Origin of the sequence: Phytohabitans houttuyneae (assembly GCF_011764425.1) — a bacterium.
GTDB classification, from domain to species: Bacteria; Actinomycetota; Actinomycetes; order Mycobacteriales; family Micromonosporaceae; genus Phytohabitans; species Phytohabitans houttuyneae.
Window position 1 is genome coordinate 1,818,038 of the sequence record NZ_BLPF01000001.1, and the last position, 13,327, is coordinate 1,831,364.

The 13,327-nt window shown below is 72.3% G+C and carries 10 protein-coding genes; 6 read left to right on the plus strand and 4 right to left on the minus strand.

Going from position 1 to position 13,327, the window contains the following annotated elements:
* Positions 1 to 297 precede the first annotated feature (297 nt).
* Positions 298 to 1,410, minus strand: coding sequence for a geranylgeranyl reductase family protein (locus Phou_RS08270; protein WP_173055011.1), 1,113 nt, complete (start codon positions 1,408 to 1,410; stop codon positions 298 to 300).
* A 19-nt stretch (positions 1,411 to 1,429) separates the two neighbouring features.
* Here Phou_RS08270 and Phou_RS08275 point away from each other — a divergent pair, with 19 nt between their 5' ends.
* Positions 1,430 to 2,389: a nucleoside hydrolase gene (locus Phou_RS08275; protein ID WP_173055013.1), complete on the plus strand. Its 960-nt coding sequence runs from the start codon at positions 1,430 to 1,432 to the stop codon at positions 2,387 to 2,389.
* Here Phou_RS08275 and Phou_RS08280 read toward each other — a convergent pair.
* Both Phou_RS08280 and Phou_RS08285 read right to left on the minus strand, forming a co-directional pair.
* Complete coding sequence (locus Phou_RS08280) at positions 2,346 to 4,646, minus strand: HelD family protein (protein WP_246273390.1); 2,301 nt, start codon at positions 4,644 to 4,646, stop codon at positions 2,346 to 2,348. The two genes, Phou_RS08275 and Phou_RS08280, sit on opposite strands and share 44 nt — an antisense overlap.
* Before the next feature lie 159 nt (positions 4,647 to 4,805).
* Positions 4,806 to 7,088: a sialidase family protein gene (locus Phou_RS08285; protein WP_173055015.1), complete on the minus strand. Its 2,283-nt coding sequence runs from the start codon at positions 7,086 to 7,088 to the stop codon at positions 4,806 to 4,808.
* Between the two features lie 236 nt (positions 7,089 to 7,324).
* Between Phou_RS08285 and Phou_RS08290 the strand changes: the two genes are divergently transcribed.
* The 5 genes from Phou_RS08290 to Phou_RS08310 all read left to right on the plus strand — a co-directional run bounded on the left by Phou_RS08290 (position 7,325) and on the right by Phou_RS08310 (position 9,833).
* Positions 7,325 to 7,516, plus strand: coding sequence for a hypothetical protein (locus Phou_RS08290; RefSeq protein WP_173055017.1), 192 nt, complete (start codon positions 7,325 to 7,327; stop codon positions 7,514 to 7,516).
* A 78-nt stretch (positions 7,517 to 7,594) separates the two neighbouring features.
* Positions 7,595 to 8,230 (plus strand): SigE family RNA polymerase sigma factor, encoded by a 636-nt coding sequence (locus tag Phou_RS08295; protein ID WP_173055019.1) that lies wholly within the window; start codon positions 7,595 to 7,597, stop codon positions 8,228 to 8,230.
* A 227-nt stretch (positions 8,231 to 8,457) separates the two neighbouring features.
* Complete coding sequence (locus Phou_RS08300; RefSeq protein ID WP_246273392.1) at positions 8,458 to 9,318, plus strand: substrate-binding domain-containing protein; 861 nt, start codon at positions 8,458 to 8,460, stop codon at positions 9,316 to 9,318.
* Complete coding sequence (locus Phou_RS08305; protein WP_173055021.1) at positions 9,318 to 9,521, plus strand: hypothetical protein; 204 nt, start codon at positions 9,318 to 9,320, stop codon at positions 9,519 to 9,521. The genes Phou_RS08300 and Phou_RS08305 overlap by 1 nt, the downstream gene beginning before the upstream one ends.
* Before the next feature lie 108 nt (positions 9,522 to 9,629).
* Positions 9,630 to 9,833: a hypothetical protein gene (locus tag Phou_RS08310; RefSeq protein ID WP_173052336.1), complete on the plus strand. Its 204-nt coding sequence runs from the start codon at positions 9,630 to 9,632 to the stop codon at positions 9,831 to 9,833.
* 194 nt (positions 9,834 to 10,027) lie between these two features.
* On the opposite strand, the gene Phou_RS08315 is transcribed toward Phou_RS08310, so the two are convergent.
* Entirely contained in the window at positions 10,028 to 12,853 is a 2,826-nt protein-coding gene (locus tag Phou_RS08315) for an ATP-binding protein (RefSeq protein ID WP_218578868.1), read from the minus strand.
* Positions 12,854 to 13,327 lie beyond the last annotated feature (474 nt).

Consider the following 13,327-nt stretch of genomic DNA (forward strand, 5'->3'; position numbering starts at 1 on the left):
TTTACCTCATCAGGGTGGCGTGCGACGGTGGTGGCGGTTTCAGAAGATCCAGTTCGAAACAGATCCGGGCTACCGCGATGCCCGCCGTGGTCCAGACCGTTGCTCCCGCGGCCTCACCCTCCGCGGTGGGCGAGCTCACCCCAACCCCCGGGTGCCGCTGAGATCGTGGTCGTTTGCTGACACCGATCAGGGAACCAGCGTGGTCCAGGCCGCTGTTCACGCCCTGCGGTCGCCGCGATCGGCGTCGGCAACGGCGACCACGCCCGCTCGGTTGTGGACGGATTCGTCGCCGCGGCTCTAGCTGAGGGCGCGGAGGGCGGCGCGGACCGAGCGGCGGCGTACGGCGTTGAGGAGTACCGGCTCGCCGCGGCAGAACCTCGCGAACAGGCTCCAGCCTGTCGGGGTCGCCAGCAGCGTGTGGAACGCGCCCGGCCGCCTGCTGTACGCGGCCAGCAGCTTCCGGCCCGCCCACATCTCCGTGCCCAGCTGCGCCTCCACAGTGGACTCGTAGCGGCCCAGGTCGCCGGCCGCGGCGGCCTCGCCGGCGTACGTGCCGGAGCGGAGCGCGAAGCTGATGCCCTCGCGGGTCCACGGCTCCAGCAGGCCACCCGCGTCGCCGGCCACCAGCACGCGGCCCCGGCGCAGTGGGGAGTCTGGGGTGCGGCAGCGGGTCAGGTGGCCCGAGTCGTGGACCGGCTCGATGCCGGACAGGCCGAGGCGCTCGACGAAGCCCCGCAGGTACGCCTTCGTCGCCGCCCCCTGCCCCCGCTCGGCGATCACGCCGACCGTGAGGCGGTCGCCCTTGGGAAAGACCCACGCGTACGAGCCGGGGATCGGGCCCCAGTCGATGAGCAGCCGCCCCCGCCAGCGCTCACGCAGCGCGGGCGGGATGGGCAGCTCGACCTCCAGGCCGAGGTCCACCTGCGCATACGCGACGCCCACGTGCCGGGACGTGATGCCCGACGAGCCATCCGCTCCGATCACGGCGCGCGCCGCGAGGGGCGTACCAGATGATGGTCGGACCACGACGTGGCCGCCGGCGTCCTCCAGGCCGCGGACCGTGACCCGCTCGCGGACCTCGGCCCCCGCCTCGGCCGCGGCCTTGCGCAGCGCGTGGTCGAACGCCTCCCGGCGCACCATGGCCAGCACCGGCCGGTCGCTCGTGCGCTCGATCTGGCGGCGGCCGTCGAGCGTGAACGTGGCCCGCCCCACCCAGTCGTCGGCCGGCACGTCGATCAGCCCGCTCACGGCCGCGAGCGAGGTGCCGAGCAGGCCACCGCCGCACGTCTTGTACCGCGGGTGGGTGGCCTTTTCCAGCACGACCGTGCGTGCGCCGGCCCGCGCCGCGGCGTGCGCGGCGGACATGCCGGCCGGTCCCCCGCCGACGACGGCGACATCCCACATCTCCACCCAGCGCAGAATAGCCACCGTGGCTATCCCGATGATCCTCGACTGCGATCCTGGGCACGACGACGCGCTGGCTATCATGCTGGCCGCCGCCGACCCCCACCTCGACCTGCTGGCGATCACCACGGTGGCCGGCAACACGACCTTGGACAAGGCCACGCTGAACGCGCGCCGGGTGTGCACGATCGCCGGCATCTCGGGGGTACCGGTGGCGGCCGGCTGCGACCGCCCGCTCGTGGCAGAGCTCCAGATCGCGGACGACATCCACGGGGAGAGTGGGCTCGACGGTCCCGCGTTCGGCGAGCCGACCGTGCCGCTGGCCGGCGAGGACGCGGTGAGCCTGATGCGGCGGCTGCTGCTCGATCACCCCGAGCCGGTGACGCTGGTACCCACCGGCCCGCTGACGAACATCGCCACGCTGCTGCGCGACCACCCCACGGTCCTCCCCAAGATCCGCGAGATCGTGTTCATGGGCGGCTCGACCGGGCGGGGCAACATCAGCCCGTACGGGGAGTTCAACATCTTCGTCGACCCGGAGGCCGCCGACCTGGTCCTCCAGTCCGGGCTGCCGGTCACCATGATCGGCCTGAACGTCACCCACCAGGCGCTCGTCACGCCCGACGTGGTGACCCGCTTCCGCGCGGTGGGCAGCCCGCTCGCCGAGACGTGCGTGGAGCTGATGACGTTCTTCGGCGCCGCGTACGAGAACGTCTTCGGCCTGCCCGACCCGCCGCTGCACGACCCGATCGCGGTCGCGCGGGTGATCGACCCGTCGCTCGTGTCGTGCGTGTCCGCGCCGGTCGCGGTGGAGCTGACCGGCGCGCACACGCGCGGCGCCACGGTGGTGGACCTGCACCGGCGTACCGGCGCGGACCCCAATGCCCAGGTGGCGTTGGACCTCGACGTCCCCCGCTTCTGGGACCTGCTGACCGGGGCGCTCACGAAGCTGTCAGGATCCCCAGCCGCTGGGTCGCCCGCGTGAGCGCCACGTAGAGGTCGTTCTGGCCGCGCGGGGACTCGGCCACGATCGCGTCCGGGTCGACCACCACGACGGCGTCGAACTCCAGACCCTTGGCCTGCCGTACGGTCAGGACCGCGACCCGCTTCTCCAGGTCGGGTTCGGCGCCCAGGACGACGTCGGGCACCGCCTCGGCGATCGGCGGGCCCAGCTCGGCCAGGCGGCCGGCCGGCACGATCACGCCGAGCCGCCCGTCACCGACCTCGGCCGCCTCGTCGATGACGACCTTGGGCAGCTGGGCGGTGTCCAGCGGGCGGGTCCACGGCTCGACGCCGGTCTGCCGCACCGAGCGGGGCGGCTCCAGCGCCGGGTCGATGCGGGCCAGCACGTCGGCCGCGACCGCCATGATCTCCGACGGCGTCCGGTAGTTGACCTTGAGCTCGGCCAGCCTCCACCGGTCCGCCACGTACGGCGCGAAGATCCCGTCCCACGACGAGGTACCGGCCAGGTCGCCGGTCTGCGCCACGTCGCCCACCGCGGTGATCGACCGGTTCGGGCAGCGCCGCATCAGCAGCCGCCACGCCATCGGGGACAGCTCCTGCGCCTCGTCGACGATCACGTGCCCGAACGCCCAGGTGCGGTCGGCCGCCGCCCGCTGCGCCGCGGTCAGCCGGTCGCCGTCCTCGTGCCGCTCGGCCAGCTCGCTCGCGCCGATGATGTCGGTCGCCGAGAGGATCTCGTTTTCCACCTCGTCCTCCGCGTCGATCGACACCGAACCGCGGGCGATCTCCAGGGCACCTTCCGCGTACGCGATGCGGGCCTGCCGCAGCCGCTCGGCCAGCGCCGCCTTGCTCGCCTCGTCTTCGCCGAGCAGCTCGGCGGCCTCGTCGAGCAGCGGCACGTCGGCCGGCGCGAACCCGCCGATCGGGTCCCGCCGCAGCTTCGCCGCGTCCTCGCCGAGGTGCTCGAAGGCGACCGCGAGGCGCTTGTCCGACGCGAAGAGGCCGGCCACGAGCTGCTGCGGCGTGAGGATCGGCCACAGCCAGTCGAGCGTGCCCAGCACCTCCGGCTCCTTGCGCAGCTCGCGGCGGATCTCGGCGAGGTCGGCCTCGTCGAAGAGGATCTCCTCGCCGGGCGCGTCGTCGCCGCCGAGCGGGTCGTCGGCGTACGGGTCGAAGCCGATCTTCTCGGCGAGCTGGGCGGCGAGCGCGTGCACGATCTCCGTGTCGAAGACCTGCCGCGCCAGGTTGTGCGGCTTCTCCGACCGCCGCGCCCGCTCCCGCGCCGCGCGGATGGTGGCCGGCTGGAGGTACAGCGTCTCGCCCTGCGCGGCGGTCTCGAGGGTGATCGGCAGCGGCTCGTCGGGCACCCGCTGCCGGTCGCGCACCGCCGCCGCGAGCACGTCGGCCATCACCGGGCGACCCTTGATCTCGGCCACCTCGTCGGGCTCGGCGCGGCGCGCGGTCACGCCCGGAAACAGGTCGCCCAGCGTGCCCAGCAGCACCCCGGTCTCGGCGAGGGACGGCAGCACCTGGGAGATGTACCGGAGGAAGGTCTGGTTGGGTCCCACGATCAGCACCGCGCGGGTGGAGAGCTCGCGGCGGTGGGTGTAGAGCAGGTACGCCGCCCGGTGCAGCGCCACCGCCGTCTTGCCGGTGCCCGGCCCGCCCTGCACCACCAGCACGCCCTCCATCGGCGCCCGGATGATGCGATCCTGCTCGGCCTGGATGGTCTCGACGATGTCCCGCATCCGCCCGGTGCGGCTGGCCGAGAGCGCGGACAGCAGCGCCGCCTCGCCGGTCAGTCCCTCGTGGACGGAGTCGCGGGCCGCCTCCAGGTCGAGCACCTCGTCGTCCAGCGCCACGACGGTGCGGCGGCGGGTACGGATCTGGCGGCGCCGCCGCACCCCGTCCGGAGAAGCCGCCGTCGCCAGGTAGAACGGCCGGGCCGCCGGCGCCCGCCAGTCCACCAGGAGCGAGCGGTGGTCGTGCTCGTCGTCGAAGATGCCGATGCGACCGATGTACCGCGCCGGCTCGCCGTCCGCTTCGAAGTCGAGGCGGCCGAAGCAGAGGCCGGCCTCCACGGCGCCGTACTGTGCGACCTGGTCCGTGTAGAGCGCGACGCCGCTGTCCCGCTCGGTCTTGGCCTGCGGCGTGCCGCCGCTCTGGCGCAGCAGCGTGGCGAGGCGGCGCGCGGACTGCTCGCGCATCTCGTCCAACCGTCGGTAGAGAGCCGAGACGTATCCCTGCTCGTGGGAAATCTCCGCGGAGTTGCTTGACAATGCGGCTCCCTGGTGCTCTATACTTGCCGACGTGAGGGGCAGCTTGTGCTGCCCTTTTGTTGTGCTCAGCCGACAAAGATAGCGCACCGGACGGCGGTCCGGCTCGCGGATCGGCGGGCCTATTCTCACCCCTCCCACCCCCGAGCCGGACCCGCCGGCCTAAGGTTCGCCGAAGATCACACCCCGGCCGTTGGTCGCCAGGTAGACGCGGCCGAAGACGCGAGGGTCGCCGGTGATCGCGGCGCCGGTCCAGGCGTACTGGTGGCGGTCGTCGTTCACCCGGGTCCAGTGCCGGCCGGCGTCGTCGGACCGGAAGATGCCGCGCACGCCGCGCACCTTGGCGGTGACGAACACCGCCGGGTAGCCACCGTGGCGGCGCGCGCGGCCGAAGCCGACCGCGTCGGCCTCGTCCACGTTGGACAGACGGGTGAACGAGGCGCCGCCGTCGGTGGAGCGCCACAGGCCATACACCCCGCCGGCCGTGTTGCCGCCGGCCAGCCACACGTCGCCGGCGCCGCCCGGGCGGGCCTTGAAGCGCACGTTGCCCTCCGCCGGCAGCCCGGCCGCGGCCGTGGCGGCGAACGTCGCGCCACCGTCCACACTGGAGTAGAAGGTGCCGGCCGCGTACGCGTAGAAGCGGGCCGGGTCGACCCGGTCGGACTCGACGGTCGCCCCGGCCGGCACGCCCGCGGACGCCGCCCACGTCGCGCCGCCGTCGCCACTCCAGCTGACCGCCGCCCCGGCCGGCGCCCACACCGCCCGCGCGCCGTCCGCGCTCACCGCCACCGTCCCGCCGCCGGTCACGCCGGCCGGCTCGGCGGCCGCCGCGGTCCAGGTCGCGCCGCCGTCGGTGGAGCGGCCGAAGCGGGGCGCCGTGCCGTTGCCCGCGCGCACCACCACCGCCGGGCTCAGCTCGGCGAAGTCGAGGCTCGTGGTGCTGCCGAGCGTGGGGTTGGCGTACATGAGGCCCGGGTTGGCGAAGTCGTGGTGCACGAAGCCGCCCACGTCGCCGACCGCGGAGAGCAGGTGCGCGCCGGTCGGCGGGCTGATCAGGTCGAGCACCGCGGTCTCCTCCAGGCCACGCGCCCGGACCGCGATGTGCACGGTGCCGCCGCTGTCCCAGTCGGTGAGGTTGCGGGTCTCGTAGATCGTCGCACCGGTGCCGTAGAGCAGGTGGTCGGAGTCGAACGGGTCGATCTCCACCGACTCGGTCATCCAGCCCAGCTTGGGTGCCTGCTCGGGGAGCGCGGGCGTCGCGTTCCAGGTCAGCCACGGCGCGTCGGAGATGTCGATGTCGTACCGGTTGGCCCGGTCCGGCCAGCCGACGTGGTCCCACGCCCGGGTCCAGGTGGCGCCGAAGTCGGTGCTGCGGAAGAAGACCACGTCCGGCCACCACGAGATCTGCGTGGCCACCATCAGCGTGCCGGGGCTCCGGCGGTCGACGGTGAGGCCGCTGTACCCGTACGTGTTGTCGGCGCTCGTCGACGGCGTCGGGCTGATCCGGACCCACTCCCCCGTCGCGGTGTCCAGCCGCCACACGTCGCCCTTGCCGCCGTCGTACGGCCCGGCGGTGTCGCTCGTCGCGATGTAGAGGTAGCCGCTGTCCGGGTCGAGCACGCCCTTGTGCGGGATGTAGCCGGTCGGCTGCCCCGGCACCCGCTCCCAGGTCGCGCCCGCGTCGGTGGAGCGGTACAGGATGTTCTCCTTGTCGGCCACGCCCGCGTAGATCGTGCGGGTGGCCCGCCGGCGCCCGCCCGTGCGCGGGTCGAACACCACCCACAGCACGCCTTGGTTGTCGCTGCTGTAGCCGCTGGTGTCTCCCGGGTTGTCGGCGTAGTTGCCGGCGTTGGGAAACGACTCCACCCGGGCCCAGTTCGCGCCGAAGTCGGTGCTGCGCCACAGCCCGTGCCCGCCGCGCACGCCGAGGTACAGCACGCTGTTGCGGTGCGGGTCGATCGCGAGCCGCTCGCCCATCCCTCGGCCGGGCATGTTGCCGCCGAGCTTGAACGGCAGCGGGCTCACCTTCCACGTCGCGCCCCGGTCGCGGGAGCGCAGGATCGCGCCGTTGTTGGGGTCCCAGTCGTTCGTGTAGGTGCCGACGGCCAGGTACAGCCGGTCGGGGTCGGCCGCGTCGGTGGCGAGGCTCACGACGCCGGTCCACCCCCACTGGTCCCAGCCCACCCAGTCGAGCAGCGGTACCCACCGCTCGCGGCGGCGGTCCCACCGGTAGGCGCCGCCGATGTCGGTACGGGCGTACGCGAGGCCGGGCTCGCGCTGGTTGAAGACGATGCCGGGTACGAAGCCGCCGCCGACGATCTCGACGTTGCGCCAGGTGTAGCGGGAGCCGCCCGCGCTCGCGGGGTCGGCGGGGAGGGCCTGAGCCGCGATACCGGCGGCGCCCGCGGCGAGCAGGCTCCGGCGGGTGAGGTGTGCGCCAGTCATGCGCCAGATTCGACAACCTCGATGGAACGGGCGTCAATAGTTTGGAGCCTAAACCAACTCTTCAGCCACCCGGGGCCGGACGGCCGACCCGGGCGTCACCCGGACTGCGTACCGAACTTGCCAGGCGGCTCGAATCATTGATCACATGGAGGGCGCACCAGCGGATGCAGGGCTTGCCGCCATGCCGCAAGATGGACGGACGCCCAGCTCAGAGGCCCGATTTGGAGGGGAATGCAGTGACGGACGGGACACCCTCGGTGACACCGCCGGCGGCCGCGGACACGGCGGAGGCCACCTGCGCGCACTGTGGGCTGCCACTCGCGCTCGACGACATCTGGGGCTGGATCCACGCGAACGGCCGCTACCTGTGCTACGACCCGGAGACGGGCGAGCCGATGTCGATGCCCGCGGAGCCGTCCTACACCTGATCCCTTCTCGACCGATCCAGAGCTTGGCAACCCCGGCGGGAGGCGGGACCATAAGGCGACGGGCCTAGGGAGGGCTGTATGCCCCGTCTGTTGCCGCGCATCTCACCGGAGCCACCGCCGGAGTACATCGAGTTCGTCGAGCTCCACCTCGACGCGCTCCGGAAGGACGCTGCCCGCGTCGTCGGCACCGAGCACGACGCCGACTGCCTGTACCCCGATGTGCTCACCGACGTCGCGGCCCGCTGGGGTTGGCTGAAGCTGCAGCGGCGGCTGCGCCAGGCGGACGCCGTCGACCTGTACCTGCGCCGCGCCTTCACCCGCCGCGCGGACAGCTGGCGGGCGCCTGACCTGCTGCCCCTGGAGTCGCTGGACGAGGCGTGGCCGGTCGAGATCCAGGTCTGGTCCACCGGCTCGATCGACCCGCCGCCACCGTCGCCGCCGTCCCAGCGGATCGGGTCGAGCTTCGCGCTCCGGCTCGCGCCGCACCTCGACCCCACCCAGCGGCCGCAGGCCGGACCGCTGGCCGAGGCGGCCGTGGCCTGGTGGCACGCGTGCGAGGCGCGCCGGCGGCGGCGCCGGATCGCGGCCGGGATGGTGGCGCTGGTCCTGCTCGCACTCATGAACCGGCTACCGCAGCACCCCTCGACCCGGAGCCTGGAATGGGTGGACAAGGGGGTTGCGGTTTCCTCGACGTGGAGTACTGTATCGATTTAGAAGCACTGGATCGATACAGAAGGGCCGCTGGCCATGAAGCCCACGTTGCAGACCGTCGCCGACCGGGTCGGCGTCTCGCGCAGCACGGTTTCGAATGCGTACAGCCGGCCCGACCAGCTCTCCCCGAGCTGCGCGAGAAGATCTTCGAGGCCGCCCGCGAGCTGGGGTATTCGGGTCCCAACCCGACCGCCCGCTCGCTGCGCAGCGGCCGCGCCGGCGCGATCGGCGTGCTGTTCACGACCGCGCTGTCGATCGCCTTCACCGACCCCTACGCGGTGCAGTTCCTGCGTGGCCTTGCCGAGGTGGCCGAGGACAACCGCACGAGCCTCCTGCTCGTGCCGCTGCGCGACGACGACGAGGGCGCGCTGGAGGCGGTTCGCAACGCGTCGGTCGACGGCTTCGTCGTCTACTGCGTCCCGGGGTGGTACAAGGCGATGGAGGCGGCCTGGGCGCGCGGCATCCCGGTGGTCAACTCCGACCACTTCGGCTCGCTGTTCGTCGGGATCGACGAGATCGCCTCCACCCGCGCCGCCGGTGAGCACCTCATGCGCCTCGGCCACCGCCGGATCGCGATCGTCGCCGACTACATCGCCCCCGACCGCCGCACCGGCGAGGTCCGCGTGCCGTCGGTCGAGGGCCTGGGGTCCTATGTGAGCCGCGAGCGCCTCACCGGGTACCGGGACGCGTTCGCGGCGGCCGGGCTCGACTGGTCCGAGGTGATCACGATCAGCGCCGCCGGCAACAGCCGGGAGCACGGCGCGGCCGCCGCGGCACACGCGCTGGACCGTTCACCCCGCCCGACCGCGGTGGTGGCCACCACCGACCTGCTCGCCCTCGGTGTGCTCGACGCGCTCGCCGCCCGCGACCTGCGGCCCGGCCGTGACGTCTCGGTGATCGGCTTCGACGACATCCCCGACGCCGCGCAGGCACACATGACCACCGTCCGGCAGCCGGCCCTCGATCGGGGTCGCATCGCCGGCCGGCTGCTGCTCGACCCACCGGACGACCCGGCCGATCGCCGGGTGATCCTGCCGACCGAACTCGTCGTCCGGGCCTCGACCGGCCCGGCATCCGCAGGGAGCATCTGATGTTCGATCCGACCGCGATGATCATGGCGGACAAGGCGACCAAGCGCCACGTGCTGTCCGCCCGACCAGAGGCCCGCACGACACCCGAGCGACCACCACGGCAGCGAGGTGAGTCGATGCGCCTGCTCGCGGCGACGACCCTCCGTCGGCTGGCCGACCGGGTCGAGCCACGCACCTCGAAGCCCTGCGTACAGGTCTCCTGACCTGCGGTTACTTGAGATCCGCCACCTCGACGTGGTCCCCATTCCAATGTCGTTGAGGTGGCGGATCTCTTGCTTGCCCGGTGCGACGAACCTATGAGGGTGAGCGTCATGCACCGTGGCGACGAAGACCTGCACTACAGCGACAACTCCCACCGCTGGATCGCCCCGCCGGAGGTCGACCAGGCCACCTGGGAGGCCGGGCTGAGGGCGCACATGCAGCAGCACCGCAGCACGATGGGCGGGCGCTTCAACATCGACGAGCTGCTCGAGGTGCCGCCCGCCCGCATTCCCCGCCAGCGGGAGCCGGACTGATCCAGGGCCATCGAATCCCCGGCGTTCCGCATGACATTCGATCCCCGGGGATATCGAGCATCGAGAACTATGCAATTTGCTCGGGGCATTTGCGATGCGCAGTGTGTTCAGAGCGTGATGCCGCTCGACCGCCCAAAACGTTCGTTAAAGAGCTTCTCGCCTCGACCTTCGCCGTCACTTAGCGTAGTCAACGCTCAGCCGACCGACTCCACGCCGGCGCCGCGCAGGCTCGCCTCGCGGGCGATCTCGGTCCGCGAGTGGAGCTGGAGCTTGGCCAGGATGTGCGAGACGTGGGTCTGCACGGTGCGCCGGCTCAGGAAGAGGTGCGCCGCGATCTGCGGGTTGGACATGCCCTCGGCGACAAGCCCGGCGACCTTCATCTCGGTCGGCGTGAGGCTGTCCCACCCGCTGTCCGCCCGGCGGTGCCGCGCGTGCGGGCCGCGGCGGATGCCGTACGACCGGAACTTTGCCTGCGTGCGGGCCAGGTCCCACTCTGCGCCGAGCTCGCTGTAGATGGCGTGCGCGCTGGTGAAGTGGGCGCGGGCGCCACCCAGGTCGCCCCGCTCGGCGAGAGCCGCGCCAGCCGCTTCGAGGGCCTGCGCGCGGGGCAGCGGCCGCTTGGCCGCCGCGTAGTGCTCGGCGGCGGCGAGGAGCAGCTCGGGATCGCGGTCGAGCAGGCCCCGGCAGTGCGGTGCGACGGCCAGGTGGTGCGGGACATCGGAGTCGCCCGCCATGGACTCGGCGCGCTCGACGAGCGTGCGAGCGGTCTTCACGTCGCCCACCTCGATCGCCAAGCGGGTCGCCTCGGCGAGCAGGCCGGCCGACTCCTCCATCTCCTCGGTGTCCAGCATGCCGTCCATGAGCTCGGCGAGGGCTTCCTTGGGGGCGCCGGCCTGCTCACGGGCGAGGCTCCGGGCCAGCGCCAGCGCGCAGATCACCAGGTCGCCCAGGCGGGCCGCGTGCTCCTCGGCCTCGGCGAGGTGGCGGGCGGCCGCCGGGTCCGCCCGGTGCAGGCGGATCTTGGCAGCGATCCCCAGGTCGAGGCACTCGGTGGGCGGGTTTTTCGGGATCTGCGACACGAGGTCGACCTCGGCCAGCGCGTCGTCCCACCGGCCGGTCTCGAAGAGCAGCTCACCCAGCGTGCTCTGGGCCTGCGCCAGCCGCACGAGGTTTCCCACCTCGTCGGCCATCTGGCGCGCCTGGACAGCGGCCGGGATGGCCTCTTCCTGCCGGTCCAGGTTGCCCAGGACGGCGGCCTGGTTGATCTGGAGACCGAGCCGCAGGTCCGCGAGGCCCGGCTCCGTCTCTGCCACGGTCAGCGCCCGGTCGAACAGCGGCAGCGCCTGGGCCGACTCGCCGCGCATCGCCTGCGCGAAGATCAGCGTGCCGAGTGCCCAGCCGATGGTCCACCGGTCACCCGCGTCGGTCGCCTTCTGCAGGGCGCTCTCGGCGACCTGGCCGGCCAGGTCGAGCCGACCGAGCATGCAGAGGGTACGGGCCTTGAGCACCAGCAGCCGGTGCCGAGTGGCCGGGATCGGCGCCTCCAGAGCCCGCTCCAGCGCCGCGAGCGCCTCCTCCGCGCGTCCCTCCACGGCCCAGCACTGGGTCCGCGTCCAGTGCAGGTCGACCAGGTAGTCGTGACGGGTCACGTACTCCAACGCGCCGGTCGCCACATCGGCACCGCCGCCCGGGTCGCCGGACTTGTAGAGCGCGTCAGCGAGCCGGCAGGCCAGCAGGTCGTGCGGGGCGACACCGGCGGGGATCGCGGCGACCGCGCGGCGCAGCAGCGGGATGGCGGCGCCCGGCGCGCGGGCCACGAGGCGCTGGCCGGCATCCACCAGCCACTGGACCATCCACTCGTCGGCCACGCCCGTGGCGCCGTCGTCCTGGAACGCGGGCAGCAGCTGACGGGCGACGCGCTCGGCCGGCGCACCGCCTCTGGCCAGCGCGCGGGCCGCGTCACGGTGCCACGCGGCGCGTACGGCGGCGGGCATCTCCTCGTAGAGGGCGGCCCGGATCAGGGGGTGCCGGAAGGCCAGCGCGAAGTCGTTTTCCCGGAGCACGCCGGCGAGGATCGCCTCGTCCAGCACCGGCATCAGCTCGCCGACGCTCTGGCCGGAGACCATGGCCAGCTCGGAGACCGAGAAGTCGACGCCGAGCAGCGCCGCCGCCCGGAGCAGGCCACGGCCGGGTGCGGAGAGGAACTCGACCCGGTCGGCGATCGCCGCGGACAGCGAGCCAGGGGTGCGGGTGCCGGTCGCCTCGACCAAGCCGTCGTCCATGGTCAGCGCGCCGCCGCGGGCCAGCGCGTCGACAAGCTCCGTGACGTACAGCGGGTTGCCCGCCGCACCGCCCGCGAGCTGCAGCAGGCGGGGGCCGGGACGGCCGCCGGTCGTATTCTGCACGAGGCGGGCGACCTCGGCGTCGGAGAGGCTGTGCAGGCGCAGGCGGTCGGCCGGCCGGACCGACCTGCTCAGGGCCTTGAGGTCTTCGCGGATCGGCACCGGACGGGTCACGCCGGCGACGAGCAGCGGCAGCTGATGCACGGTGCGGACCAGGCGGCCGAGCGTCTGCACGGTGGCCGCGTCGGCCCACTGCAGGTCGTCGACGACCAGCAGGACCGGTGCGCCCGTGCACAACTCGTCGACAAGGGACAGCAGGCGCTCGGTGGCGGCGGCGACCTGGTCGACGCCGTTGCCGGGGACGGACTCCGCGCGCAGCAGCTCGGCGATCTCGGCGGGACCGCGGTCGACGGGTGCGGACTCGAGGGCGTCCAGCAGCGGCAGGAGGGGAAACGCCTGGCTGAGCTCGTCGCAGGAGGCCCAGAAGAGCTGGCATCCGGCGGTCTTGGCGTCGTCGGCCGCCGCACGCATGAGGGAAGACTTGCCGATGCCCGGCTCGCCCTCGACCAGGACCGCGCGACCACGACCGGCCGCCAGGGCGGTGATCCACTCCCGGGTGCGATCAAGATGACGCCGACGCCCGATCAGCGACGAGCCGTAGCGCGTCTCGATCATCATGTGAACCTCACCCTTCGTTCGCCGCCACGAACCCGTCGTTCACGCGTCGTATACGTGCGTCAGCCGTCCACCCCTTTTTGCAACGTCCGGAACCTGCAACACTCGGTTACGCTTGGTTCCCAAACATTCGTATCTTGGGTGACCTAGATCAGCACCAAGAGGATTTAATCACGCAGGTAAATTGTCCGTATTTCAAAAAGTTGAAAAGCATGAAGGGGCTACCCATTTACCTCCAACCCCGCGCCGCTTACGCTTTGCAATTAATACCTGGCCGGGTGTAATTGGAGGCAGCGGCCACCGGAGCGATGACGCGGACGTCATCGCTATTGGTGTCTGCAACGCTTGGCAGGAGCGTACCCATCATGCGGAAGCTTAGACGCGCTCTGGTCACCATTTCGGTGATGACCTTTAGCGCACTAGTAGCAGCCTCGGCGGCCGGTGCAACGGTCGCCATGGCAACTCGGCTCCACCCGT